General features: G+C 60.8%; 22 protein-coding genes. 15 read left to right on the plus strand and 7 right to left on the minus strand.

Going from position 1 to position 24,245, the window contains the following annotated elements; genetic code table 11:
* Positions 1 to 21 precede the first annotated feature (21 nt).
* The 3 genes from AB4N73_RS20000 (at position 22) to AB4N73_RS20010 (ending at position 3,910) form a co-directional block, all read left to right on the plus strand.
* Positions 22 to 1,362 (plus strand): M16 family metallopeptidase, encoded by a 1,341-nt coding sequence (locus AB4N73_RS20000; protein ID WP_460142456.1) that lies wholly within the window; start codon positions 22 to 24, stop codon positions 1,360 to 1,362.
* Positions 1,359 to 2,831 (plus strand): M16 family metallopeptidase, encoded by a 1,473-nt coding sequence (locus AB4N73_RS20005; protein WP_460142457.1) that lies wholly within the window; start codon positions 1,359 to 1,361, stop codon positions 2,829 to 2,831. Before AB4N73_RS20000 ends, AB4N73_RS20005 begins: the two co-directional genes overlap by 4 nt.
* A gap of 71 nt (positions 2,832 to 2,902) precedes the next feature.
* Positions 2,903 to 3,910 carry a hydrolase gene (locus tag AB4N73_RS20010; protein WP_095181327.1) on the plus strand — a complete coding sequence of 336 codons (1,008 nt, stop codon included), beginning with the start codon at positions 2,903 to 2,905 and terminating at the stop codon, positions 3,908 to 3,910.
* A 253-nt stretch (positions 3,911 to 4,163) separates the two neighbouring features.
* On the opposite strand, the gene AB4N73_RS20015 is transcribed toward AB4N73_RS20010, so the two are convergent.
* Positions 4,164 to 5,018: a sulfurtransferase gene (locus tag AB4N73_RS20015; protein ID WP_095181326.1), complete on the minus strand. Its 855-nt coding sequence runs from the start codon at positions 5,016 to 5,018 to the stop codon at positions 4,164 to 4,166.
* A gap of 31 nt (positions 5,019 to 5,049) precedes the next feature.
* Entirely contained in the window at positions 5,050 to 5,721 is a 672-nt protein-coding gene (locus AB4N73_RS20020) for a TetR/AcrR family transcriptional regulator (RefSeq protein ID WP_016772708.1), read from the minus strand.
* A 147-nt stretch (positions 5,722 to 5,868) separates the two neighbouring features.
* Between AB4N73_RS20020 and AB4N73_RS20025 the strand changes: the two genes are divergently transcribed.
* From AB4N73_RS20025 to AB4N73_RS20045, 5 genes are all read left to right on the plus strand, one after another.
* On the plus strand, positions 5,869 to 7,299 hold the full coding sequence (locus AB4N73_RS20025) for a coniferyl aldehyde dehydrogenase (RefSeq protein WP_460142458.1): 1,431 nt from the start codon (positions 5,869 to 5,871) through the stop codon (positions 7,297 to 7,299).
* A gap of 29 nt (positions 7,300 to 7,328) precedes the next feature.
* Positions 7,329 to 7,874: a twin-arginine translocation pathway signal protein gene (locus tag AB4N73_RS20030; protein ID WP_460142459.1), complete on the plus strand. Its 546-nt coding sequence runs from the start codon at positions 7,329 to 7,331 to the stop codon at positions 7,872 to 7,874.
* 131 nt (positions 7,875 to 8,005) lie between these two features.
* Positions 8,006 to 9,601: a GMC family oxidoreductase gene (locus AB4N73_RS20035; RefSeq protein ID WP_460142460.1), complete on the plus strand. Its 1,596-nt coding sequence runs from the start codon at positions 8,006 to 8,008 to the stop codon at positions 9,599 to 9,601.
* Between the two features lie 115 nt (positions 9,602 to 9,716).
* On the plus strand, positions 9,717 to 10,196 hold the full coding sequence (gene coaD / locus AB4N73_RS20040) for a pantetheine-phosphate adenylyltransferase (protein ID WP_003229157.1): 480 nt from the start codon (positions 9,717 to 9,719) through the stop codon (positions 10,194 to 10,196).
* A 148-nt stretch (positions 10,197 to 10,344) separates the two neighbouring features.
* Positions 10,345 to 10,596, plus strand: a complete 252-nt coding sequence (locus AB4N73_RS20045; RefSeq protein ID WP_003195146.1) for a YfhL family 4Fe-4S dicluster ferredoxin — start codon at positions 10,345 to 10,347, stop codon at positions 10,594 to 10,596.
* Positions 10,597 to 10,721: 125 nt separating this feature from the next.
* Here AB4N73_RS20045 and AB4N73_RS20050 read toward each other — a convergent pair whose 3' ends face one another.
* Genes AB4N73_RS20050 through AB4N73_RS20060 form a run of 3 tightly spaced genes read right to left on the minus strand, consistent with a single transcriptional unit; the run spans position 10,722 to position 12,739 of the window.
* The gene (locus tag AB4N73_RS20050) at positions 10,722 to 11,045 is read right to left on the minus strand and encodes a hypothetical protein (protein ID WP_041476834.1); all 324 of its coding nucleotides are present in this window, start codon (positions 11,043 to 11,045) and stop codon (positions 10,722 to 10,724) included.
* 56 nt (positions 11,046 to 11,101) lie between these two features.
* Positions 11,102 to 11,914 (minus strand): bifunctional DNA-formamidopyrimidine glycosylase/DNA-(apurinic or apyrimidinic site) lyase, encoded by an 813-nt coding sequence (gene mutM, locus AB4N73_RS20055; protein WP_041476835.1) that lies wholly within the window; start codon positions 11,912 to 11,914, stop codon positions 11,102 to 11,104.
* Positions 11,915 to 11,926: 12 nt separating this feature from the next.
* The gene (locus AB4N73_RS20060; protein WP_161984078.1) at positions 11,927 to 12,739 is read right to left on the minus strand and encodes an HDOD domain-containing protein; all 813 of its coding nucleotides are present in this window, start codon (positions 12,737 to 12,739) and stop codon (positions 11,927 to 11,929) included.
* Positions 12,740 to 12,967: 228 nt separating this feature from the next.
* Here AB4N73_RS20060 and AB4N73_RS20065 point away from each other — a divergent pair, with 228 nt between their 5' ends.
* From AB4N73_RS20065 to ilvD, 6 genes are all read left to right on the plus strand, one after another.
* On the plus strand, positions 12,968 to 13,507 hold the full coding sequence (locus AB4N73_RS20065; RefSeq protein ID WP_071172203.1) for a type 1 glutamine amidotransferase domain-containing protein: 540 nt from the start codon (positions 12,968 to 12,970) through the stop codon (positions 13,505 to 13,507).
* A gap of 163 nt (positions 13,508 to 13,670) precedes the next feature.
* Complete coding sequence (locus AB4N73_RS20070) at positions 13,671 to 14,867, plus strand: class I SAM-dependent rRNA methyltransferase (protein ID WP_016772700.1); 1,197 nt, start codon at positions 13,671 to 13,673, stop codon at positions 14,865 to 14,867.
* Between the two features lie 452 nt (positions 14,868 to 15,319).
* Positions 15,320 to 16,393 carry a SagB family peptide dehydrogenase gene (locus AB4N73_RS20075; protein WP_460142461.1) on the plus strand — a complete coding sequence of 358 codons (1,074 nt, stop codon included), beginning with the start codon at positions 15,320 to 15,322 and terminating at the stop codon, positions 16,391 to 16,393.
* Positions 16,390 to 17,367 carry a diiron oxygenase gene (locus AB4N73_RS20080; protein WP_150636946.1) on the plus strand — a complete coding sequence of 326 codons (978 nt, stop codon included), beginning with the start codon at positions 16,390 to 16,392 and terminating at the stop codon, positions 17,365 to 17,367. Before AB4N73_RS20075 ends, AB4N73_RS20080 begins: the two co-directional genes overlap by 4 nt.
* Positions 17,360 to 18,592 (plus strand): MFS transporter, encoded by a 1,233-nt coding sequence (locus tag AB4N73_RS20085; protein ID WP_460142462.1) that lies wholly within the window; start codon positions 17,360 to 17,362, stop codon positions 18,590 to 18,592. The genes AB4N73_RS20080 and AB4N73_RS20085 overlap by 8 nt, the downstream gene beginning before the upstream one ends.
* A gap of 256 nt (positions 18,593 to 18,848) precedes the next feature.
* Positions 18,849 to 20,690 (plus strand): dihydroxy-acid dehydratase, encoded by a 1,842-nt coding sequence (gene ilvD / locus AB4N73_RS20090; RefSeq protein ID WP_024014684.1) that lies wholly within the window; start codon positions 18,849 to 18,851, stop codon positions 20,688 to 20,690.
* Between the two features lie 200 nt (positions 20,691 to 20,890).
* Here ilvD and AB4N73_RS20095 read toward each other — a convergent pair whose 3' ends face one another.
* Entirely contained in the window at positions 20,891 to 21,946 is a 1,056-nt protein-coding gene (locus AB4N73_RS20095; protein ID WP_460142463.1) for an HAD family hydrolase, read from the minus strand.
* A 239-nt stretch (positions 21,947 to 22,185) separates the two neighbouring features.
* On the opposite strand from AB4N73_RS20095, the gene AB4N73_RS20100 reads away from it, so the two are divergent.
* Positions 22,186 to 23,577 carry an L-cystine transporter gene (locus AB4N73_RS20100; protein WP_150636952.1) on the plus strand — a complete coding sequence of 464 codons (1,392 nt, stop codon included), beginning with the start codon at positions 22,186 to 22,188 and terminating at the stop codon, positions 23,575 to 23,577.
* A 93-nt stretch (positions 23,578 to 23,670) separates the two neighbouring features.
* Here AB4N73_RS20100 and AB4N73_RS20105 read toward each other — a convergent pair whose 3' ends face one another.
* On the minus strand, positions 23,671 to 24,183 hold the full coding sequence (locus AB4N73_RS20105) for a dihydrofolate reductase (protein ID WP_095181318.1): 513 nt from the start codon (positions 24,181 to 24,183) through the stop codon (positions 23,671 to 23,673).
* Between the last annotated feature and the right edge of the window lie 62 nt (positions 24,184 to 24,245).

The raw sequence follows: 24,245 nt of genomic DNA on the forward strand, positions 1-24,245 counted from the left end.
TAACCACTGAGGATTTCGCGTATGGATACGCTCTGCAGCCGGATGCTGCTTTTTCTTGGCCTCGCGCCGTTCATGACGCTGGCCGCCACGCCCCCGCCGACTCATCAATTCACCCTGGAAAACGGTTTGCAGGTACTGGTGCGCGAGGATCACCGTGCGCCGCTGGTCACTTCGCATTTGTGGTTCAAGGTCGGCTCGGCAGACGAGGCGCCGGGGCAAGCCGGGCTATCGCACGTTCTTGAACACATGCTCTACAAAGGCAGCCGCAAGACCTGCGCCGGTGAGGCTTCGCGTCTTTTGGAGTCCCTGGGTGCCGAAGAAAATGCCTTCACCGCCGAGGACGTCACCGGCTACTACCAGACCTTGTCGCCGCGCTATCTGGGCGTGGTTTTCGAGCTGATGGCCGACCTGATGACGACTGCTGATTTGCACGTCGACGACCTGAAAACCGAACTGGCAGTCATCCGCGAAGAGCGCCAGCTGCGCATCGACGACGATGTCGACGCCGCTGCGCTGGAACACTTCACCAGCCAGGCGCATGTCGCCAACAGCTATCGCACGCCAGTCATCGGCTGGATGCACGACCTGCAGCACGTGGACGCCAAGGAACTTCGCCATTGGTATCAAAGCCGTTATGCGCCGGGCAACGCCGTACTGGTGATCGTCGGCGATGTCACGCTCGCACACGTGCAGCCGCTGGCCGAGCGCTATTTTGGCGCGCTCGCAAATCGTCCCGTGCCGCGCCTGTTACGGCCCGTGGAGCTGAAAGTGCCGGGCGAACGCAGACTGACCTTGCAGCGCCATGTCCCAGCAGAGCGGTTGCTGATGGCTTTCAATCTGCCCGGACTGGCCACGGCCAAAGACCTGCACACCGTGCACGCCCTGCGCCTGATCAACGCGATACTCGGCGGCGCACATGGCGCGCGCCTGCAAAAGAAATTGATTTTCACCGACCGCGTTCTCAATCGTGTCGACACTCACTACGACGAACGGACGCGCGGCGACAGCCTGCTGCTGTTGACTGCCGAGCTGGCCGATCCGCCGCTGACCGATCTTGAAGGTGCGCAAGCGCGGGTGTGGGAGCAGATCGAAACGTTGCGCACCACACCACCGTCGGCAGAAGAGCTCGAGCGGGCACGCACGCAACTGATCGCGCAGCAGGTGTATGCCCGCGATTCGATTCAGGAACAGGCGCGTCAGCTGGCCAGGCTCCAGGCCATCGGCTTGCCTTGGCGAATACTCGATGAAGATGCAGCTGCATTGGCGAAAGTGACGCCGCAACAGATCCGCGAAGTGGCCGCCACGTGGCTGACACCCGAGCGTCTCAGCGTTGCCCACGTGCGCAAGGTGGACGTCCGATGAGCAGGCCCTCAAGGCGCACGGGGTTGGTCCTGATGTGGCTGTCGGCTGCGGCGGCTTGCGCTGATGGTCAGCCTGAACAAGCGCGGACATCGCGCCTGCAATCGCTCAGCGAAGTCCAGGCGCTGGAAATCAAGCCGCGCGCATTGCAGATCAGGGGCTGGAAAACCCTGACCGGCACCAAGGTGCTGTTCGTGCGCACGAGCGATCTGCCGATGTTCGATATTCACGTCAGCTTCGCCGCAGGCAGCGCCCGCGACGGTAGCCTGCCGGGCCTGGCTGCCACGACCTTTTCCATGCTCAATGAAGGTATCCCCGGCAAGGATTTGTCCGCCATCGTCGAAACCTTCGACGGGCTCGGCGCGCAATGGGAAATGGACATCGATCACGACCGCGCCGTGTTCTCCCTGCGCAGCCTCAGCGATCCGGCCAAGCGCCTACCGGCGATGGATCTGTTGACGCGAATATTCAGCGAGCCATCGCTCAGCGCCCAGCGCCTGCCGCCAGTGAAAGACGAACTGCGCGCCGCGCTCATCGCAGAGCAAGGCGATGCCGCGGGTCTGGCCTCGCAGAGCATCAAGGCACTGCTTGCGCCGGACAGCCCGTACAGCCTTCCGGTCTATGGCACGCAATGGGGCCTCAATGCCGTGACCCGGGCCGCCGTGGAGGATTTCCATCGCCGCTATTACGCTGCCCGACATGCGCAAATCACCCTCGTCGGCGACCTCACTCTGGACCAGGCACAAGCGATCAGCCTGCAGATCAGCAATGCCCTGCCCAAGCCTCCTGACGCGCTGGTGTCTTCAGCAATGGCAACACCCGGAAACGTCCAGTCCAGTCACCTGGAACTGAATCAACTGCAGACCCACATTGCCTTTGCCCAAATCAGCGTGCCGCGACGACATGCCGATCACCCCGCCTTGTACGCCGCCAGTCAGATTCTCGCCGGAGGCAGCAACAGTCGGTTGATGAATGAACTGCGGCACAAGCGCGGACAGGTTTATGACGTGTATGGCGCCAGCGTCAATTGGGCTGGTGGCGCCGGGTTGCTGACCGTCACCTTGCAGACCGGTAGCTCCATGAGCGACAGCACCGTCGCTTTGGTGCGCTCGATGCTCAATGATTTTCTTCGGGAAGGGCCGACCGCCCCGGAACTCGAGCACCTCAAGCGCAGGCTGGCCAACAGAAATGTGCTCACCAGCGCCAGCAACCGGCACATTCTGGCCAGACTCGTGGAGATCAACCGCTACGACTTGCCGCTCGATATGGATTACACAATGCAACAAGTGCAGAGGCTGACGGTGGACGACATCAAACTCGCTATGAACCGTCACTTGTCTGTTGATCGCTGGGTGTCGGTTACGGTCGGCCCCAGTGTCGAGCAACAGCCACTGCCTGGACCGGAGGTTGCGCCGATCGGTCAGGCTGAAGAGGACATGTGTCGCGCCGACCCGGGCTTTGTGGCAAGTTAGGCGCTTTCGTTGAGAAGCGACAGCCCGCCCTGTGCGCCGGTCGCTTTACGCAAGACCTGTCGAGATTTGCCGTGCAATCACCGTCCCCGCTTCCCGCCTCGCGTTTCGTTCCGGCCTTCGGCCTCGGCAATCCGCATCTGCAAACCCTGTGGGGTCCGCTGTGGCGCAAGACCGTGCACATCGAGCGCGAACGCGAACGCCTGTGGCTCGAGGACGGCGACTTCCTCGACCTCGACTGGCACGGCCCGCACAGCGCCGAGGCGCCGTTGGTACTGGTGCTGCACGGTTTGACCGGCTCATCCAATTCGCCCTATGTGGCGGGCATTCAAAAGGCCTTGGCCGAGCAGGGCTGGGCCAGCGTGGCGCTGAACTGGCGCGGTTGTTCCGGCGAGCCGAATCTGTTGCCGCGCAGCTACCACTCCGGCGCCAGCGAAGACCTTGCCGAAGCCATCCAGCACCTGCGCGCGAAACGACCGTTGGCGCCGTTGTACGCGGTCGGCTATTCACTGGGCGGCAACGTGCTGCTCAAACATCTTGGCGAAACCGGCAGCAACAGCGGCGTGCTCGGCGCAGTGGCGGTGTCGGTGCCGTTCAGGCTCGACCAGTGCGCAGACCGGATTGGCCAGGGATTTTCGCGGGTTTACCAGGCGCATTTCATGCGCGAAATGGTCGCCTACATCAAGAACAAGCAGCGCCAGTTCCAGCATGACGGACGCGAAGACGGCCTGGCGAAACTGGCCGCGCTCGGCTCGCTGGAAAACATGCGTACGTTCTGGGATTTCGACGGCCGGGTCACCGCGCCGCTGCATGGTTTCACCGATGCCGAGGATTACTACCGCCGCGCCTCGAGCCGCTACTACCTCGGCGAGATCCGCACGCCGACGCTGATTATTCAGGCAGCGGATGATCCGTTCGTATTTCCCCACAGCCTGCCGCAAGCCGATGAGTTGTCAGCCTGCACCCAGTTCGAATTGCAAACGCGTGGCGGTCATGTCGGTTTCGTCGACGGCTCGTTTCGCCAGCCCGGGTATTACCTGGAGCGGCGCATACCACAATGGCTGGCCGCACTCGGTCAATGAACGCCGCATATCCCTTGCAGGAGTGAGCCTGCTCGCGATGGCGGTGGGTCAGTCTGGAAATTCAATGCCTGACAGGACGCCTTCGCGAGCAGGCTCGCTCCCACAGGGATTTGTGTCGGCATGAAAATGCATGGCACAACCTGGTTCAATGTGGGAGCGATCCTGCTCGCGAAAGCGGTGAGTCAGGTGGCATTTAACTCACAGACACACCGCCATCGCGAGCAGGCTCACTCCTACAGAGAGATCGCTGGGTTTATTCGCCCGTGGCAATGCTGCGCGACGGTTCGTTGATCCACTCGCTCCACGATCCGGCATACAGCGCACCCAGCGGATAGCCAGCCAGGCACAGTGCGAACAGGTTATGGCACGCCGTCACCCCGGAGCCGCAGTAGGCGACCAGTTCCGACGGTGAGCGATCACCCAGCTTCGCCGCAAAGCGCTGCTTGAGCTGCTCCGCCGGCAAAAAACGTCCATCACTGCCGAGGTTGTCGGTGAACGCCGCGCACTGCGCGCCGGGAATGTGCCCGGCGACCGGATCGATCGGTTCCACTTCGCCCTTGAAGCGCGGCAAGGCGCGGGCGTCGAGCAGGGTCAGGGTTGGCTGGCCGAGACGTTGTAGCAGTTGCTCGGCGCTGAGCAGCAGGCTCATGTCCGGCTGACCGCTGTAGTGGCCCGGAGTCATGCTCGGCGGATCCAGGCTCAGCGGCAGGCCGGCCGCGTGCCAGGCCTTGAGCCCGCCGTCGAGAATGAACACGCCGTCGCGCTTGCCCAGCCATGCCAGCAACCACCACGCCCGCGCCGCATACGCACCCGGGCCGTCGTCGTACAAAACCACATCGCTGTCGTTGCTGATGCCCCAGGCTTGCAGGCGCTCGATCAACACCGCCGGCTCGGGCAACGGATGACGTCCGGTCACGCCCTTCTCGACTTTACCGCTCAGATCCTGCTCCAGATCGGCGAAACTCGCCCCGGCAATGTGCCCTTCGGCGTAGCTGCGCTGGCCGTAATCCGGATCTTCGAGGGCGAAACGACAATCGAGAATCACCAGCCCCGGCTGCTCTTTGCGAGCGTCCAAAGCTTGTGGGCTGATCAACTGCGCAATCGACATAACGGGCTCCTGTGGAATTCGGCTGAACGGTTTATTTCACGTCTTCAAGGGCCTGCGCCAGCGGCACATAGAATTCGTCGAACAGTGCGTTGACTTCATCCCGCGCCTGATCGGTGACAAACCCTGCCTCAAGCACCAGCACCTGATACACGCCACGCTTCACGGCCTGTTCGCTGAGGTGGTTGGAGTTTTCCCGCGTGGTGCACAGAAAACGCACCCACGAGGTCAGGATGATCCACGCATTGAGGGTCAGCGATTCGATCTGCACGCGATCCATTTTCAGGATGCCGGCGGCGACAAAACCTTCGTAGATAGCGGCCCCCTGGATCACGCAGCGCTGGGAGAAGCGCCGATAACGCGCGGCCAGTTCCGCATCGCTGTCGAGCAGATGCTCAAGATCGCGATGCAGAAAACGGTAACGCCACATGGCCGAGAGCAGTTCCTTGAGATAGAAACGCTTGTCCTCGACGGTCGCCGGGCGACCCTGAGGCGGACGCAAAAAGCTGTCCACCAGGGCTTCGTACTCACTGAACAACACAGCGATGATCGCCTGCTTGTTGGGGAAGTGGTAGTACAGGTTGCCCGGAGAAATCTCCATGTGCGCGGCGATGTGGTTGGTGCTGACGCTGCGCTCGCCCTGCTGATTGAACAGCTCCAGGCTGTTCTGAACGATGCGCTCGCTGGTTTTTATTCGTGGGGCCATGGCTTGAGCTTTAATTCAGAGTGCGTAGACGGCGCATCTTACGACCTAACCGGAAATGGATAAAACCTTGCCGTGCACGGAAGTCGTTTGACTTTCTAGAGCTTAGACTCTAAAAAGTGTCCATTACAATAAAATCCGGAGCCCGCGATGACTGCCGACATTGCCTACCTGCAAACCCTGCAACAGCCTCTTGAAACCCTCAATCGGCAGTTCCAGGCACAACGGGCCGCGTACGCCGCCAACCCGATGCCGCCGGCCGCACAACGTCAGCAATGGCTCAAGGCTTTGCGCGATTTGCTCAGCGCTGAGCGGCAGGCATTGATCGACGCGATCAGCGCCGATTTCAGTCACCGCAGCGCCGACGAAACCCTGCTCGCCGAACTGATGCCGAGCCTGCACGGCATTCACTACGCCAGCTGTCACCTGAAAAAATGGATGAAGCCGTCGCGGCGCAAGGTCGGCATGGCCTTCCAGCCTGCTTCGGCAAAGGTTGTTTACCAGCCGCTGGGCGTGGTCGGTGTGATCGTGCCGTGGAACTACCCGCTGTATCTGGCCGTAGGGCCGATGGTCGGCGCCCTGGCGGCGGGCAATCGGGTGATGCTCAAGCTCAGCGAATCGACCCCGGCCACCGGCCTGTTGCTCAAAGAGCTGCTCGCGCGGATCTTTCCCGAAGACCTGGTTTGTGTAGTGCTGGGCGAAGCGGATGTCGGCGTAGCGTTCTCGCGGTTGCCGTTCGATCACCTGCTGTTCACCGGTTCCACCAGCGTCGGCAAACACGTCATGCGCGCTGCAGCGGAAAACCTCACGCCGGTCACCCTGGAACTGGGCGGCAAGTCGCCGGCCATCGTCTCCACAGACGTACCGCTCAAGGACGCCGCCGAACGCATCGCCTTCGGCAAAACCCTCAACGCCGGGCAGACCTGCGTCGCGCCCGACTATGTGCTGGTGCCGGAAGACCGCGTCGGCGCCTTCGTCGAGGCCTACCGTCAGGCTGTGAAAGGCTTCTACCCGACCCTGGCCGACAACGCCGACTACACCGCGATCATCAACGAACGCCAGATGGCCCGACTGAACGGTTACGTCAGCGACGCGACCAGCAAGGGCGCGCTGCTGATCCCGTTGTTCGAACAAGGCCAGGGCCGACGCATGCCGCACAGCGTGCTGCTCAATGTCAGCGATGAGATGACGGTGATGCAGGACGAGATTTTCGGCCCGTTGCTGCCGATCGTGCCTTATCGCGATCTGGAGCAGGCATTCGCTTACATCAATCAGCGGCCTCGTCCTCTGGCTCTTTACTACTTTGGCTACGACAAACGCGAACAGCATCGCGTACTGCACGAGACCCATTCCGGCGGCGTATGCCTGAACGACACCTTGTTGCATGTCGCTCAGGACGATATGCCCTTCGGTGGCATCGGCCCCTCGGGCATGGGCCATTACCACGGCCACGAAGGTTTCCTGACCTTCAGCAAGGCCAAGGGCGTGCTGATCAAACAACGCTTCAACGCGGCCCGGCTGATCTACCCGCCCTACGGCACATCGATTCAGAAACTGATTCAGAAGCTGTTCATTCGCTAAACGTTCGTCGACGCCGGGTAATAAAAACAATGCACCCAAGCCTGACCGAAACACCCGCCCTGTCGCGCCGTGGCATGCTGAAATTCAGCCTCGGCGCCAGCGCGTTTCTCGCCACCGCCGGCCTTGGCGCCAGCCTCACTGGCTGCTCGTCGAGCGTCAGCGCCAACGGCTTCGTCAGTTTGCGCGACGGCGATCTGCTGTTCCTGCGCGCGCTGATCCCGGTGATGCTCGACGGCGCCGTTGCCACCGGGGAAATGCCCGCGGCGGTCGACGGCACGCTGAAGTCGCTGGACTACAGCCTTGATCACGTGTCGCCGGAAATGCTCAAGCTCACTCGGCAACTGTTCGATGTGCTCGGCATGGCCGTGACCCGTGGCCCGCTCACCGGCATCTGGGGCAGTTGGGAAAACGCCAGCCCTGAAGCGATGCGGCATTTCCTTGAACGCTGGGAGAACAGCTCACTGAGCTTGTTGCGCATGGGCCACAGCTCGTTGCAGCAGATGGTGATGATGGCCTGGTACACCCGCGCCGAGTCCTGGGCTCACTGCGGTTATCCCGGTCCGCCGAAGGTCTGAAACCAGGGCGCGGCCTTCGCGAACAGGCTCGCTCCCACATTTGAAATGCATCCCCCTGTGGGAGCGAGCCTGCTCGCGAAGGGGCCTGCTGCATCACCTCAGCATCCAGAATAATAAAGAGAACCTGACCGATGCCCGTACCCGATCCCTTCCGCGAAGGCCTCGCCCGAGGCTGGAAAACCTACAACGGCGCGCAACTGAGCGACGACCTCACCCTCGAAGCCGACGTGGCGATCATCGGCAGTGGCGCCGGCGGCGGCACCACGGCAGAGATCCTCAGCGCGGCCGGCTACAAAGTCCTGCTGATCGAAGAAGGCCCGCTGAAGACCAGCTCGGATTTCAAACTGCTCGAAGACGAGGCCTATAGCAGCCTCTACCAGGAAGGCATCGGGCGCATGAGCAAGGACGGCGCGATCACGATCCTGCAGGGCCGCGCGGTCGGCGGCACGACGCTGATCAACTGGACCTCGAGCTTCCGCACACCCGAGCCGACCCTCGAACACTGGGCCAGCGAGCACAACGTCACAGGCCATAGCCCGGCAGAGATGGCGCCGTGGTTCGAAAAAATGGAGCAGCGCCTGGGCGTCGCGCCGTGGATGGTGCCACCCAACGCCAATAACGACGTGATCCGCAAAGGCTGCGAGCACCTCGGCTACAGCTGGCACGTGATCCCGCGCAACGTTCGCGGTTGTTGGAATCTGGGCTATTGCGGCATGGGCTGCCCGAGCAACGCCAAGCAATCGATGATGGTCACGACCATCCCGGCGACGCTGGAAAAGGGCGGCGAGCTGCTGTATCTGGCGCGGGTGGAGAAGCTGCTGATCAGCGGCGACAAGGTTACCGGGCTGCATTGCGTGGCGATGGACGAACGCTGCGTCGAGCCGACCGGGCGCAGCATCACCGTCAAGGCGCGGCATTATGTGCTGGCCGGCGGCGGCATCAACAGCCCGGCGCTGTTGCTGCGCTCCGACGCGCCGGATCCGCATGAGCGCATAGGCAAGCGCACCTTTCTGCACCCGGTGAACATGTCCGCCGCGCGTTTCGCCGAGGTGGTCAATCCGTTCTACGGCGCGCCGCAGTCGATCTACTCCGACCATTTTCAGTGGAAGGACGGCACCACCGGGCCGATGGCTTTCAAACTCGAAGTGCCGCCGCTGCACCCGGCGCTGGCCGCCACACTGCTCGGCGGTTTCGGTCAAGAGAACGCGCAACACATGGCTGATCTGCCGCACACCCACGCGATGCTGGCGCTGCTGCGCGATGGCTTCCATCCGGACAGCAGCGGTGGCTCGGTGGAGCTGCGCGGTGATGGCTCGCCGGTGCTCGACTATCAGGTTTCGCAATACGCCTGGGACGGTTTGCGCCGGGCCTTTCACGTGATGGCCGAAATTCAGTTCGCCGGCGGCGCGCAATCGGTGATGCCGATGCACGCCGACGGCCGCTATGTGAAGACACTGGCCGAGGCGCGCTCAATGATCGATGGACTGAGCCTGGAGCTGTACCGCACGCGACTGGGCAGTGCCCACGTGATGGGTGGTTGTGCGATGGGTGAAGATCCGAAAAGCGCGGTCGCCGACAGCCTTGGTCGCCATCATCAACTGCGCAATCTGTCGATTCACGACGGCTCGCTGTTCCCCACCAGCATCGGCGCCAACCCGCAGTTGTCGGTGTATGGCCTGACCGCGCAACTGGCGACAGCCTTGGCTGACCGACTGAAAAATCCATGAAAAAGCAGAATATTCCCATCGTCTATAGTGCTTTCTTACCCAACAGGCGACTTGGCCGACCGGGAAGGCTGCGATACCATCCGACTCCCCAACGGACTCCCGCCAGGACGACGCGATGAACCGAGTGTTGTACCCAGGTACCTTCGACCCTATTACCAAGGGCCATGGCGATCTGGTCGAGCGCGCCTCGCGCCTGTTCGATCACGTGATCATTGCGGTCGCCGCCAGCCCGAAAAAGAACCCGCTGTTCCCGCTGGAACAACGGGTCGAACTGGCTCGCGAGGTCACCAAACACCTGCCTAACGTGGAAGTGGTCGGTTTCTCGACGCTGCTCGCGCATTTCGCCAAAGAGCAGAACGCCAATGTGTTCCTGCGTGGTCTGCGCGCGGTCTCGGACTTCGAGTACGAATTCCAGCTGGCCAACATGAACCGCCAACTGGCGCCGGATGTGGAGAGCCTGTTTCTCACGCCGTCGGAGCGTTATTCGTTCATTTCCTCGACGCTGGTGCGGGAGATTGCCGCGCTGGGCGGCGATATCAGCAAGTTCGTCCACCCGGCCGTGGCCGACGCGCTGACCCTGCGCTTCAAGAAGTAGGAGCTGCCGCAGGCTGCGATCCTTTCGTTTTTGGATCGCAGCCAAAGATTGCCCTTGATCGCCCCCGCGTGCACTGCGAGCGTCAATGCGGCACAATTGCGCGCATTGATTTATAGCGCCCGGGCCTGCCGCCCCGGCTGGAGTTAGCATGTCCCTGATCATCACCGACGATTGCATCAACTGCGACGTCTGCGAACCCGAGTGCCCGAACGCCGCCATTTCCCAAGGCGAAGAGATCTACGTGATCGACCCGAACCTGTGCACCCAGTGCGTCGGCCACTACGACGAGCCGCAGTGCCAGCAGGTCTGCCCGGTGGATTGCATTCCACTGGACGAAGCCCATCCGGAGACTGAAGAACAGTTGATGGAGAAGTACCGCAAGATCACCGGCAAGGCCTGATCTCTTCAGTGCCCGTCCGGCCCTCTTCGCGAGCAGGCTCGCTCCCACATTTGCAATGCATTCTCCTGTGGGAGCGAGCCTGCTCGCGAATGGGCCATCAGCCACACCCCTGAAACCCGATTAGCTCACTCGCGCTGCTCGAACCCCTCCCCCGTACACCCCAGACACCGCACAAACGCCGCTTTCGCCGGGTCTACCACCAGCGCCTGACCGGCATCGCCAACACCGCCGCCGAGCGCGGTAAACGGCAACGACACCACAAACGCTCCCGCACCGATCACCGTCGCCACCACCAGCAAAGGTCGGGCAATCAGCAGGTCGCCAAGCATGGCGTAGGCCGGGGGATTCTGGATGGTGTATCGCGGGTCACCGCTGCCGTTTTCCGAGGCCTGAACGGCCAAGCTGGAACACAACAGCAGCGTGACGAAGAAGACTTGCAGGAGTTTCATGGCACGATCCTTCGGGCTGAACAGTGAGACTTCTCACTATAGACCCAAGGATTTTTTCAGGTCTGGCAGCGCGGGCAAAACACGCTGGCGCGCTGGCCGAGCTTCACTTCGCGCAATCCGGTGCCGCAGACCTTGCAGTGCTGTCCTCCCCGGCCGTAGACAAACAGTTCCTGCTGGAAATAGCCGGGCTGACCGTCACCGCCAATGAAATCGCGCAATGTCGTGCCGCCACGCTCAATGGCGGCGGCAAGGATGCGTTTGATCTCGATCGCCAGTTTCAAGTAACGCCCGCGGGAAATGCTTCCGGCTTCGCGGCGCGGGTCGATGCCGGCGGCGAACAGCGCTTCGGTCGCGTAGATATTGCCCACCCCGACCACCACCGCGTTATCCATGATGAACGGCTTGACCGCCATCGAGCGCCCGCGTGACAGCTGGAACAGGCGCTCGCCATCGAACAGATCGGTCAGCGGCTCCGGCCCGAGGCGAATCAGCAGTTCGTGATTGAGCGGGTCGTTGCTCCACAGCATCGCACCGAAGCGTCGCGGGTCGGTGTAGCGCAAGGCCAGTCCGGATTCCAGTTCAATGTCGACGTGTTCATGCTTCAACGCCGGCAACCCGGCCTCGACCAGACGCAAATTGCCCGACATGCCCAAATGGCTGATCAGCGTGCCGATCTCGGCGTTGATCAACAGGTATTTAGCGCGCCGCTCGACCAGCACGATGCGCTGCCCGGACAGGCGCACATCGAGGTCTTCGGGGATCGGCCAGCGCAGGCGCCGGTCGCGGACGATGACCCGGCTGACCCGTTGGCCTTCCAGGTGCGGGGCGATTCCGCGTCGGGTAGTTTCGACTTCCGGCAGTTCAGGCATGGTGTCCTCGGATCAATGCGCGCCGAGGTCGCGAATCGTTTGTTTGAGTGTTTCGAAGTCGTAGTCCGACAGACCGACGTAATCGAGCACCAGCGGGCCGACCGCGTTCCACTCGAAATCTTCGCTCTGGTTGCCCAGCACCCGATACGAGGCGCAGATGTGCTCGGCCATTTTCAGTATCGCCAGCAAGTTTTTCAGCTGGCTGTTCTTCGACGATTCGTCGCTGAAAATCGCCAGCGCGTTGTGGTGGTTGGCGATGGCGGCGCTGACATGCTCCGGCAGGCGCCAGGACTTGGCCGTGTAGTAACCGACCACGGCGTGGTTGGTGTTGAACACACGGTTTTCCGTATCGACCACGCGGCATTCCGGGCTGGCGCTGGCGTAGGCCTCTTCCAGCACGGTCATGTAATTGGGGAAACGCTGCAGCATCAACGGTACGCCGCAATCGTGGAACAGCCCTAACGCATAGGCTTCGTCACCGGCCTGGGTGCCGATGCGCTTGGCCAGGGTCAGGCAGGTCATCGCCACATCCTGCGCGGTGTCCCAGAAACGATTGAGGGTGACGATGGTGTCGTCGTTCATCTCGCCCTTGATCGACTGCGCGTTGATCAGGTTGATGATCGAGCGGCTGCCCAACAGGTTCACCGCACGCTGGATCGAGGTGATCTTGTTGCTCAGGCCGTAATACGGCGAGTTGACGATTTTCAGCAGCGCGCCGGACAGACCGGGGTCCTGGGAGATCAGTTTGGCGATCACCTCCAGGTCCGGGTCGGGCATGTACTGCTCCATTTGCAGATCCACCATGATCTGCGGTTGCGCCGGCACACTGATGCCTTGCAGCGATTGTTGAATCTGTTCGGTGGTCAGCTCTTGGGACATAAGTACACACTCCGGGGCAGGCGGCGATTCTAACCGCTGAAACCGCAGGGCGACACACCGATGGGCACATCGCCGGAACTTTCATCTGCGTCCAGGCTTCGGAATCTGTAGGGCGCATCGGACCTCAACGGTTCGCTGCGAAGGCAAAATCTCCACAGACTCAGGAGCTTACCGATGGCAACTTCCCTCAATGGCAAACGCGTCGCTATTTTGGTTACCGATGGTTTCGAACAGGTCGAAATGACCGGCCCCAAGGATGCCCTGGAGCAGGCCGGCGTGCAGGTCGATATCCTTTCCGCCGAGGCTGGCACGGTGAAAGGCTGGAACCATGACAAACCGGCCGACGACTTCCCGGTCACCAACACTTTTCAGGCTGTGAGCGTCGATCAATACGATGCCGTGCTGCTGCCGGGCGGTGTGCAGAATTCCGACACTATCCGTATCGATCAGGATGCTCAGCATCTGGTCAAGACTGCTGCTTCGGCGGGCAAGCCGATTGCCGTGATCTGTCATGGCAGCTGGCTGCTGATTTCCGCAGGGCTGGTCAATGGCAAGACCATGACCAGCTACAAAACGGTCAAGGACGATCTGGTCAATGCCGGGGTCAACTGGGTCGATCAGGAGGTGGTCAAGGACGGCAACCTGATCAGCAGCCGCCAGCCGGATGATGTGCCGGCGTTCAGTCAGGCCCTGATTGACGCACTGGCTGCATAAGAGCTGAAATCGCTTTCGCGAGCAGGCTCGCTCCCACAGGTGAATGCATTCCAAGTGTGGGAGCGAACCTGCTCGCGAAGGCATCATCAGCGTTTCATCGCATCCTCAGCCCTGCGCAAACCTCAACACGCTATACTCCCGCTCTTTTTTCCGGAGCGACGTCATGTCCCTGCCTAGCCTGCGCCTCAAAGCCAACGCCGACCGTCGCCTGCGCAACGGCCACTTGTGGGTCTACAGCAACGAAATCGACGTGGCCGCCACGCCTCTGCACGGCTTCAAGGCCGGCGATCAGGCGGTGCTCGAAGCCGCTGGCGGCAAGCCGTTGGGCATCGTCGCCATGAGCCCGAACAACCTGATCTGCGCGCGCCTGCTGTCGCGCGACATCAAACTGGCACTCGACAAGTCGTTGCTGGTGCACCGTCTGAACGTCGCGCTGTCGTTGCGCGAGCGTCTGTTCGACAAGCCGTTCTATCGCCTGGTCTACGGCGACTCCGACCTGCTGCCGGGTCTGGTGGTCGATCGTTTCGGCGACATTCTTGTGGTGCAGATCGCCTCGGCGACCATGGAAGCGCACAAAGACGACGTGATCGCCGCGCTGACTCAAGTGCTCAAGCCAAGCGGCATTTTGTTCAAGAATGATTCCGCCGCCCGCGACGCCGAAGGCCTCAACCGTTATGTCGAAACCGTGTTCGGTCTGGTGCCGGAGTGGGTCGCGCTGGAAGAGAACGGCGTCAAGTTCGAAGCGCCGGTCATTCAAGGGCAGAAAACCGGCTGGTTTTACGATCACCGCATGAACCGCGCGCGCCTGGCACCTTACGCAAAGGGCAAACGCGTACTTGATCTCTATAGCTACATCGGTGGCTGGGGCGTGCAGGCCGCTGCGTTCGGCGCCAGCGAAGTGTTCTGCGTCGACGCCTCTGCATTCGCCCTCGACGGCGTCGAGCGCAATGCCGCGCTGAACGGCTTCGCTGACAAGATGACCTGCATCGAAGGCGACGTCTTCGAAGCCTTGAAGGAACTCAAAGCCAGCGAAGAGCGCTTCGACGTGATCGTTGCCGATCCGCCGGCCTTCATCAAACGCAAGAAAGACATGAAGAACGGCGAAGGCGCCTACCGTCGTCTGAACGAGCAAGCCATGCGCCTGCTGACCAAGGACGGCATTCTGGTCAGTGCTTCGTGCTCCATGCACCTGCCGGAAGACGATCTGCAGAACATCCTGCTGACCAGCGCCCGTCACCTGGACCGCAATATCCAGATGCTCGAGCGTGGCGGTCAGGGTCCGGATCATCCGGTGCATCCGGCCATCGCTGAAACCCGTTACATCAAAAGCATCACCTGCCGTCTGCTGCCCAACAGCTGATTGCGCTTGAACACCGGGGAGCCACTGAGCTCCCCGTTTTTTTTGCGCGCCCTCCCCCCGTTTTTTCACACTCGACATGAGTGTCCTGCCCTCTTCCTACAACTTCTTTCTCGCTGCCTTGCAGGAAGTTTCGTCATGCCTGTCAATCATGGAAATTAAACCTACGCAGTAAGCCTCCTGCAAAAGATCACTCCGACAAAATTACTGGAATATTCCTACTTAATATCCGCTTGCCAATATTCGATTACAAACTAATATGAAGTTGTCGCAACGAAGCGACTCAACTACCAACGAACAAGGAGTTCACATCATGAAAACCATTTATCTCGAAACAGACAAACTCGCCAACCTGGCCTTTCTGGTTGCAGCCACCGGCCGCTAAGTAAGCCTGGACGCCGGAGAGTGCCGGCACTCTGGCGTCCATCAGACTTTTTCCCGAGTGACCTGAGCCCATGTATATCAATCCTTTTCTTTTTATATTGCCGCGCCCGCCTGGACAAGTTGTCTGGAACTACAAGAACCACACTCAACACGAACTTGATCTTGAATACTCCCATCGCCTCGCCAGCCTTATACACAACCCTGATATATTTGACCCGAACAACATAATAGACACACAACTTCTGGACGCCGGCATTTTAATAACTTTAAAAATAGACAGTCCGAATTGGGGCTGGGATGAATTGTCGAAGATCTATCACATCGGCACACAAAACATACCTAGCGCACATACGCCTCGGAATATCCACGAGTGGTCCAGGCAATATCTGGCGCACTGCAGCGAAGTGCTGGCGAAGCCAGAACCTGCAGACACCCGGGCGCGGCGATCAGTGCAGCCCCTGATTACCCTGCCCGTACCGGGCGCCATTGATGATGACAGCCTGACTCAGGCCCTGATGAGGCGCAAAACCTGTCGTTCCTACACCGGTGCAGCGGTGACACTGGATGAGGTTGGCACGCTGCTGTATTTGACCCTCGGCTATCTTCCCCCACGCGACAATGCCCACGACGATCCGGTCGCACCGGGTCTCGAGGCACGCCGAAGCTGCCCGTCCGGCGGCGGACTGAACGCCTGTGAGGGATTTGTCCTGGCGCAAAATGTCAGCGGACTGGAACCCGGCATCTACGCCTATCACCCTGCCGAACACGCCCTGAGTCGGATCAATGCGCTGCCGGATCCGGAGCTGGGTCAATTGCTCGGCGGCCAGCATTTCATCAACAACCTGCCACTGGGCGTGTTCATCACTGCAAGGTTTGATCGTCTCTGGTGGAAGTACGAGCACTCGCGTGCCTATCGCATGGCCTTCATCGAAGCCGGTCATCTCTCGCAAACCTTTCAACTGGTAGCGACGACGCTGGGGTTGAACACCTGGTTGACCGGCGCATTTGCCGACGCACAGATTGAAACCCTGCTCGGCATCGCGGACAGCGCCGAGCAACCGTTGTTCTTCGTCGGCTGCGGACAAAGCGATGGCCAGGCCATGTGCCAGGAAATGCGTGATCTGCTCAGCGGAGCACAGTCATGATTCCCACGGCTATGGACGAAAGCGAAGCCCCGGTGTCATGGTCGCTCAAATTCACGCTTCCAGGCTGGGAGAACCGTGCATCGGTACGCAGCAGTGTCCACGACTATCGATTACCGGGCGATGTCGAGCAGCAATTGCAAACCCGCTACTGGTTACCCCCGGCCTTTGTGCCCTATCTGGCGCATCCGGCCATCCAGGCCAAAGGTCGCGAAACCCTGCACCGCCTTACCGCCAATCATCTGGTGTATTTCCTCGACTACACCACCCTGCTCGAACACCGCATCGTCAACCGCGCGGTGGAAGTCATCGTGCACCGCGAACTGCCCATTTATATACCGCTACCGATGAAACATGCGGCACTGCAGCTGTATACCGACGAGGGCTACCACGCGCTGTTTTCCAACCAGATTGCCGAGCAGATCGCTGCGCTCTACGGCATCACCCGGCGACCGGTCATTCCGAAGCGGATCAGCCGCATGAACGCTTTGATCGCGCGCACGCCGGAGAAAAACCGTGCATTGGCCTGGTTCCTGCTGGGATTTGTCTCGGAAACCATCATTGCCCGCGAGTTGCTGGAGGTCTGCCGCGACACGCTGGTATCCAGTGTGAGTGACATGTTGCGTGATCACCTTGCCGACGAAGCCCGGCACAGCCGCTATTTCGCCGAAGCCTTCCATTACTTCTGGATTGCGATGAACAGTCGTCAACGCCTGTTCGCCAGCAAGACCCTCGTGGAGATCATTTCCATCTTCTTCGAAGCAGATGAAGGCTGGCTGCAACAAAGCCTGCGTTCGGCCGGTATTGCCGAGATCGACGTGATGGAGATTGTCGGCGGCACGGCAACGGTGCAGGCCAACCGCGCTCGTGCACGCGCAGGCTGCAAACCTACTGTGGAGGCCCTGCACAAGGCCGGCTTCTTTGCATTGCCCCATAACCAGACACTCTTCGCCAAAGCAGGATTGATCGATGGATAAACACAGCCGTGCAACCACCCGCCGACAACAGCGCGGAGCAATCAGCCTGCTGCTGGCGATGATCCTGCTTGGCGTGTTTCCGCTGGATGTGCTGCTGCCTTCCTTTCCGGCATTGGCAGCCCACTTTGGCCGATCGGCAAACGACATCGCGCTGTCGATCAGTCTGTTTGCCGTGGGCATCGCATTTGCCCAGTTATTGATCGGCCCGCTGTCAGATGTGATCGGGCGCAAAGGTCTGCTGCTTGCCGGCATGAGCGTGTCGCTGCTCGGCGCACTTGGCTGCGTGCTGAGCAATGACTACACGCTGTTCCTGATTTTCCGGGTGATGCAGGCGCTGGGATGCGGTTGCTTCGTGCTGTCCCAGGCACTGGTGCAGGATCTGTTCGAAGGCAACGAGCGTGATCGCCTGCGGATCCTGATGGTCACCGCAACGGGCATCTTCATTTCGGTATCACCATTGGCGGGCACGTTTCTGCAGGCCACGCTCGGCTGGCGCGGCAGCTTCTGGGTCTTCATCGCCCTGGCCGCAGCAGTTCTGATCAAGACCTGGCGATTGCTCGATAACAGCCGTCCTCCTCATGATGCCAACCGTCTGGGCTTCATCCAGTCCTATCAGCGCGTCCTGGGCAATTTCGAATTTGTCGGCTGCTGGCTGATTTCCGCATTCGCTTTCGCTTGCCACTTTTCCTTCATCGTCATTTCCCCGCTGATCTTCATGGAGCAGCTGCAGATGGCACCTTACGATTTCGCCTTGATCCTGCTGATCTACGGCGCCGCCTATGTCTTTGGCGGCGTGCTCGCCAGCGTGCTGAACCGGCATATCAATGCGCAACAGCAGATTTTTACCGGGCTGAGTCTGATCCTGCTCTCGGGACTGGTAATGCTCTATCTGGCCGCCAACCATGATTTGTCAGCTGCGACGGTGCTGATTCCAATGCTCATCTGCACGGTGGGCACGACCATTTCCCGGCCACCGGCTACCTCCCGCGCCATGAGCCTGTTTGCCGAAAATGCTGGCGCATCGGCGTCTGCCGGCAGCACCATCATCTTTATCTGTGGCGGGCTGGTCAGCGCCTTGATCAGCCTCGGCCCGGCCAACCTGCAAGCGACGCTGGGTTACGGCTTCGTGGTGTTGAGCGGCGTATCGCTGTTGCTCAACAGCGTGATTGGCCGTCGCGTCAGCAACCTGCGCAGCAATCCGGTGATGCCGGGAGGCGACCACTGATCCTGCCAGTCGTCATCCCGCGTGCCTCTTCAGCGGGGGAACAACGCTTTGCGCCATTCCCTCGCGACGCCAGCGGTGTAGAATCGCCTCATTCATCGCCATTCATCCCCGGCGGGTTTATGAGCTCAGGCTGAGACCAGCGGCGATCCCGCAACGTCATCGGCAGCTTCCGGACACACGGCCATTTTTCGGGTGTTTCAGAGGTCAACAGAAGCTCACTCCCCTTTAGTACGTGATTAGCCGCCCGGAGTGCTCCATGCCAGATTACCGCTCGAAAACATCCACCCACGGCCGCAACATGGCCGGCGCCCGCGCACTGTGGCGCGCCACCGGCATGAAAGATGACGACTTCAAGAAGCCGATCATTGCCATCGCCAACTCGTTCACCCAGTTCGTCCCGGGGCATGTGCACCTGAAGGACCTGGGTCAACTGGTCGCCCGCGAAATCGAACGCGCCGGTGGCGTGGCCAAGGAATTCAACACCATCGCCGTCGATGACGGCATCGCCATGGGCCACGACGGCATGCTGTATTCGCTGCCGAGTCGCGAGATCATCGCCGACTCCGTCGAGTACATGGTCAATGCCCACTGCGCCGACGCTATCGTGTGCATTTCCAACTGCGACAAGATCACCCCGGGCATGCTGATGGCCGCGCTGCGCCTGAACATCCCGGTGATCTTCGTTTCCGGTGGCCCGATGGAAGCGGGCAAGACCAAACTCGCCTCCCACGGCCTCGACCTCGTCGACGCCATGGTGATCGCCGCCGACTCCAGCGCTTCTGACGAGAAAGTCGCCGAGTACGAGCGCAGCGCCTGTCCGACCTGTGGTTCATGCTCCGGCATGTTCACCGCCAACTCGATGAACTGTCTGACCGAAGCACTGGGTCTGGCCTTGCCGGGCAACGGTTCCACTCTGGCCACTCACAGCGACCGCGAGCAGCTGTTCCTGCAGGCCGGTCGCACCATCGTCGAGCTGTGCAAGCGTTACTACGGTGAGAACGATGACTCCGTGCTGCCGCGCAACATCGCCAACTTCAAGGCGTTCGAGAACGCGATGATGCTCGACATCGCCATGGGCGGTTCGACCAACACCATCCTGCACTTGCTCGCAGCCGCCCAGGAAGCCGAGATCGATTTTGACCTGCGCGACATCGACCGTCTCTCGCGCAGCGTGCCGCAGCTGTGCAAAGTCGCACCGAACATCCAGAAGTACCACATGGAAGACGTGCACCGCGCCGGCGGCATTTTCAGCATCCTCGGTTCGCTGGCCCGTGGCGGCCTGCTGCACACCGACCTGCCGACCGTACACAGCCGCAGCATGGAAGAAGCCATCGCCAAGTGGGACATTACCCAGACCAGCGACGAAGCCGTGCATCACTTCTTCAAGGCAGGTCCTGCGGGCATTCCGACCCAGACCGCGTTCAGCCAGTCGACCCGCTGGGAAACCCTCGACGACGACCGTGAAAACGGCTGCATCCGCAGCTTCGAGCACGCCTATTCGAAAGAAGGCGGCCTCGCCGTGCTGTACGGCAACATCGCGCAAGACGGTTGCGTGGTGAAAACCGCCGGAGTCGATGAGTCGATCCACGTCTTCGAAGGCAACGCGAAAATTTTCGAAAGTCAGGACAGCGCCGTGCGCGGCATCCTCGCTGACGAAGTGAAGGAAGGCGACATCGTCATCATTCGCTACGAAGGCCCGAAAGGAGGCCCGGGCATGCAGGAAATGCTCTACCCGACGTCCTACCTGAAATCCAAAGGTCTGGGCAAAGCCTGTGCGCTGCTCACCGACGGGCGTTTCTCCGGCGGTACTTCCGGCCTGTCGATTGGTCACGCTTCGCCAGAAGCTGCGGCCGGCGGCGCGATTGGTCTGGTGCAGGATGGCGACAAGGTGCTGATCGACATTCCGAACCGCTCGATCAACCTGTTGGTCAGCGACGAAGAACTGGCGGCACGCCGCGCCGAGCAGGACAAGAAAGGCTGGAAACCGGTCGAGGTGCGTCCACGCAAAGTGACCACCGCGCTCAAGGCCTACGCCCTGCTGGCGACCAGTGCCGACAAGGGCGCGGTGCGCAACAAAGCGATGCTCGACGGGCTGTAACCGTCAAATCGCCGATGCAAAAATGCCCCGCCATGTGCGCGGCTGATCGTTCCCACGCTCTGCGTGGGAATGTCTCAAGGGACGCTCCGCGTCCAGTGACGCAGAGCGTCACGGGCTGCATTCCCACGCAGAGCGTGGGAACGATCCAAAACAAGATCAAAAGATCGCAGCCTTCGGCAGCTCCTACATGCGATCGTGGCTTACTGAATGTCTTCCGGTTTGACGATCACCCAGTTCTTGTCCGCCGTCACCGGCAAGCCTTCCTTGGCCTGCGCCGCCGCGTGCCCGGCCATCATGCCGTTGATTTGCGTCATGTACTTGTCCTTGCGGTTGATCCACAAGTGAATGCCGCCCTTGGCCACGTCGACATCATGGAACAGCATGTAACCGTCGCTGGTTGGGGTGTCGCCACCGACCAGTACCGGTTTTTTCCATTCATCGATATAGGTCAGGATCGCTGCGTGCTTGCCGGCCATCCACGTTGCCGGGGTCCACAGGTACGGCGTCAGTTCGAGCCCGAGGTTGGCCTTCTCGTCATATTTGCCGGCGGTGATCTGTTTGCGCGCAGTGGTCAGCTCGCCAGTCTTCTGATCCTTGAGCAGCAGTGAAACGCCAATGACGTTCTGCGGTTTGACGTTGTAACCGTACTTGGGATCCGCCGCGACCATGCGTACCAGCTCCTCTGAAGCGGCGGTCATTACGTAGACCTCGATGCCGTTCTCCATCAGCTTGTTGTACAGCTCCTGCTGGCCAGTGAAGATCTTCGGCGGATTGACGTCGAGCTTCTTCACCACATCGCCTTCGTAATACGTCGCCGGCACCGGTTTGCCCGAAGCCATCAACTCGTCAACGTAGCCCTTGAGTTCCTTGAGGGTGAAGCCAGAGAACACCTGCGCCACCCACGGGTAGCAGACCATGTCGTCGACTTCGCAGAGCCGGTAGTAATAACTGAACAGGCTTTCCTTGTGCTCGGCGGTGTCCTTGAAGGGCATCAGTTTCAGCGAGGGGTCGAGCTTTTCGCGGGTAATAAGGCCCTTGTTTTCCATGAACGGCAGCAAGGATTCTTCGAGGTCGTAGCGGTAACTGGTGTTGTCCATGTCGAACACCGCGTAATTACCCTTGTTGGCGTTGGCGGCAATCATCGCGTCCAGCGCCTTGGCCTGATCCGCCGGCCAATGCTTGAGGTCCGTGGCGAATACATGGCCGGCGAGGCCAGCCGCCAGTGCTACAGCCAACAACGTGCGTGCAATTCTCATAGCGCTACTCCCCGATGCAAAGAGTTCGACGCTAACAAATCAGTGTGACAACCCTCGCCTGTCAGCGACCGCCTGCGTCCCCTGCGCGCCAGATGCATTGCCGACAGCGACACGCGCTTATTCCAAAAACGACGGTTGCCCAGCCATTTTGGTATTAAATCATTGCAAATCAAGCTGTTAGGCTTGCCGGTTCGCAGCAGCCCCGGATGGCTGTTGGCACAGTCTTTACTGGAGTTCTCATGAATCTACCGCTGATTCTCAACCTGCTGGTGTTCCTCGCCCTGCTCTTCGGTCTGGCGCAAACCCGCCACACCACTTGGAGCCTGGCGAAAAAAGTCCTGCTCGCACTGGTCCTCGGCGTGGCGTTCGGCGTCGCGCTGCACACGATTTACGGTGCCGGCAACCCGGTGCTGAAAGCCTCGATCGGCTGGTTCGATCTGGTCGGCAACGGTTACGTGCAGTTGCTGCAAATGATCGTGATCCCGCTGGTGTTCGCTTCGATCCTCAGCGCCGTCGCCCGCCTGCACAACGCCTCGTCGCTGGGCAAGATCAGTTTCCTGACCATCGGCACGCTGCTGTTTACCACCGCCATCGCAGCGCTGATCGGCATCGGCCTGACCAACCTGTTCGGCCTCAGCGCTGAAGGTCTGATCGCCGGCACTCAGGAAATGGCGCGCCTGCAAACCATTCAGAACGACTACGCCGGCAAGGTCGCCGACCTCAATGTGCCGCAACTGCTGCTGTCGTTCATTCCGCAGAACCCGTTTGCCGACCTGGCCCGGGCCAAGCCGACCTCGATCATCAGTGTGGTGATCTTCGCCGCGTTCCTCGGGGTTGCCGCGCTGCAACTGCTCAAGGACGACGTCGAGAAAGGTCAGAAAGTGATCAACGCCATCGACACCCTGCAAGCCTGGGTGATGCGTCTGGTGCGTCTGGTGATGAAGCTGACCCCGTACGGTGTGCTGGCGCTGATGACCAAAGTGGTCGCCGGTTCCAACCTGCAGGACATCATCAAGCTGGGCAGTTTCGTCGTGGTCTCGTATATCGGCCTGGGCCTGATGTTCGTCGTGCACGGCGTGCTGGTGTCGGCCGCCGGGATCAACCCGCTGCGCTTCTTCCGCAAGATCTGGCCGGTGCTGACCTTCGCCTTCACCAGCCGCTCCAGCGCGGCAACCATTCCGCTGAGCATCGAAGCGCAGACCCGTCGTCTGGGCATTCCGTCGTCAGTCGCCAGTTTCGCTGCCTCGTTCGGTGCGACCATCGGCCAGAACGGTTGCGCAGGACTGTACCCGGCGATGTTGGCGGTGATGGTCGCGCCAACTGTCGGCATCAACCCGCTCGATCCACTGTGGATCGCGACGCTGGTGGCGATTGTCACGTTGAGTTCGGCCGGTGTGGCCGGAGTTGGCGGCGGCGCAACGTTCGCCGCACTGATCGTGCTGCCGGCGATGGGCTTGCCGGTGTCACTGGTGGCGTTGCTGATTTCGGTCGAGCCGCTGATCGATATGGGTCGCACGGCGTTGAACGTGAGTGGCTCGATTACCGCAGGGGCGATTACCAGTCAGGTCATGCAGCAGACGGATAAAGCGCTGCTGGATGCCGATGAACACGCAGAGTTGGCCCAGGCTTAAGCTTCTCAGCGACTGAGCGGGCCTCTTCGCGAGCAGGCTCGCTCCCACACTGAAATGCGTTCCCCTGTGGGAGCGAGCCTGCTCGCGAAGCTGTTAGGCTTTCTCCCAAACCTCAAAGCTATATGCAGGTTTATCGCCCTCTGCCGGATTCGGTACATCCGACACCAGCTTCCATTCGCTCAGATCAAACTCCGGAAACCACGCATCCCCTTCCGGGCTCAGCGCTACGCGGGTCAGGTACAGCCGATCGGCCTGCGCCAGCCCTTGCGCATACAACTGCGCGCCGCCAATCAGCATCAGTTCATCAACGCCCTGGGCTTTCGCCCATTCCTCGGCGCGCGCCACGGCGGCTTCCAGCGACGGATAGACCTCGGCGCCTTCGAGCTGCAGATCAGGCTGACGGCTGACCACGATGTTCAAGCGCCCCGGCAACGGCCGGCCGAGCGAATCCCAGGTCTTGCGACCCATGATGATCGGCTTGCCGAGCGTGGTCGCCTTGAAGTATTTGAAGTCCCCCGGCAGGTGCCAGGGCATGCTGTTGTCGACGCCGATCACGCGGTTTTCACCGAGGGCTGCGATCAGGCTGAGGGGCAGTGATTTAGTCATGCCGGCGAGGATACCAGAGCCGCGCTTACCCCGATAAGCGCCACAGCGGTTATGCTCAGCGC

It is taken from the genome of Pseudomonas sp. S3_B08, assembly GCF_054667725.1.

Excerpts from the sequence above, each read along its gene's own strand:
- AB4N73_RS20025 (WP_460142458.1), top strand. The coding sequence starts at position 5,869 with ATGACTGCCGACATTGCCTACCTGCAAACCCTGCAACAGCCTCTTGAA.
- AB4N73_RS20095 (WP_460142463.1), bottom strand. The coding sequence starts at position 21,946 with ATGAGAATTGCACGCACGTTGTTGGCTGTAGCACTGGCGGCTGGCCTC.
- AB4N73_RS20105 (WP_095181318.1), bottom strand. The coding sequence starts at position 24,183 with ATGACTAAATCACTGCCCCTCAGCCTGATCGCAGCCCTCGGTGAAAAC.
- mutM (WP_041476835.1), bottom strand. The coding sequence starts at position 11,914 with ATGCCTGAACTGCCGGAAGTCGAAACTACCCGACGCGGAATCGCCCCG.
- AB4N73_RS20020 (WP_016772708.1), bottom strand. The coding sequence starts at position 5,721 with ATGGCCCCACGAATAAAAACCAGCGAGCGCATCGTTCAGAACAGCCTG.
- AB4N73_RS20035 (WP_460142460.1), top strand. The coding sequence starts at position 8,006 with ATGCCCGTACCCGATCCCTTCCGCGAAGGCCTCGCCCGAGGCTGGAAA.
- AB4N73_RS20045 (WP_003195146.1), top strand. The coding sequence starts at position 10,345 with ATGTCCCTGATCATCACCGACGATTGCATCAACTGCGACGTCTGCGAA.
- AB4N73_RS20050 (WP_041476834.1), bottom strand. The coding sequence starts at position 11,045 with ATGAAACTCCTGCAAGTCTTCTTCGTCACGCTGCTGTTGTGTTCCAGC.
- coaD (WP_003229157.1), top strand. The coding sequence starts at position 9,717 with ATGAACCGAGTGTTGTACCCAGGTACCTTCGACCCTATTACCAAGGGC.
- AB4N73_RS20000 (WP_460142456.1), top strand. The coding sequence starts at position 22 with ATGGATACGCTCTGCAGCCGGATGCTGCTTTTTCTTGGCCTCGCGCCG.
- ilvD (WP_024014684.1), top strand. The coding sequence starts at position 18,849 with ATGCCAGATTACCGCTCGAAAACATCCACCCACGGCCGCAACATGGCC.
- AB4N73_RS20080 (WP_150636946.1), top strand. The coding sequence starts at position 16,390 with ATGATTCCCACGGCTATGGACGAAAGCGAAGCCCCGGTGTCATGGTCG.
- AB4N73_RS20005 (WP_460142457.1), top strand. The coding sequence starts at position 1,359 with ATGAGCAGGCCCTCAAGGCGCACGGGGTTGGTCCTGATGTGGCTGTCG.
- AB4N73_RS20085 (WP_460142462.1), top strand. The coding sequence starts at position 17,360 with ATGGATAAACACAGCCGTGCAACCACCCGCCGACAACAGCGCGGAGCA.
- AB4N73_RS20065 (WP_071172203.1), top strand. The coding sequence starts at position 12,968 with ATGGCAACTTCCCTCAATGGCAAACGCGTCGCTATTTTGGTTACCGAT.
- AB4N73_RS20100 (WP_150636952.1), top strand. The coding sequence starts at position 22,186 with ATGAATCTACCGCTGATTCTCAACCTGCTGGTGTTCCTCGCCCTGCTC.
- AB4N73_RS20030 (WP_460142459.1), top strand. The coding sequence starts at position 7,329 with ATGCACCCAAGCCTGACCGAAACACCCGCCCTGTCGCGCCGTGGCATG.
- AB4N73_RS20070 (WP_016772700.1), top strand. The coding sequence starts at position 13,671 with ATGTCCCTGCCTAGCCTGCGCCTCAAAGCCAACGCCGACCGTCGCCTG.
- AB4N73_RS20015 (WP_095181326.1), bottom strand. The coding sequence starts at position 5,018 with ATGTCGATTGCGCAGTTGATCAGCCCACAAGCTTTGGACGCTCGCAAA.
- AB4N73_RS20075 (WP_460142461.1), top strand. The coding sequence starts at position 15,320 with ATGTATATCAATCCTTTTCTTTTTATATTGCCGCGCCCGCCTGGACAA.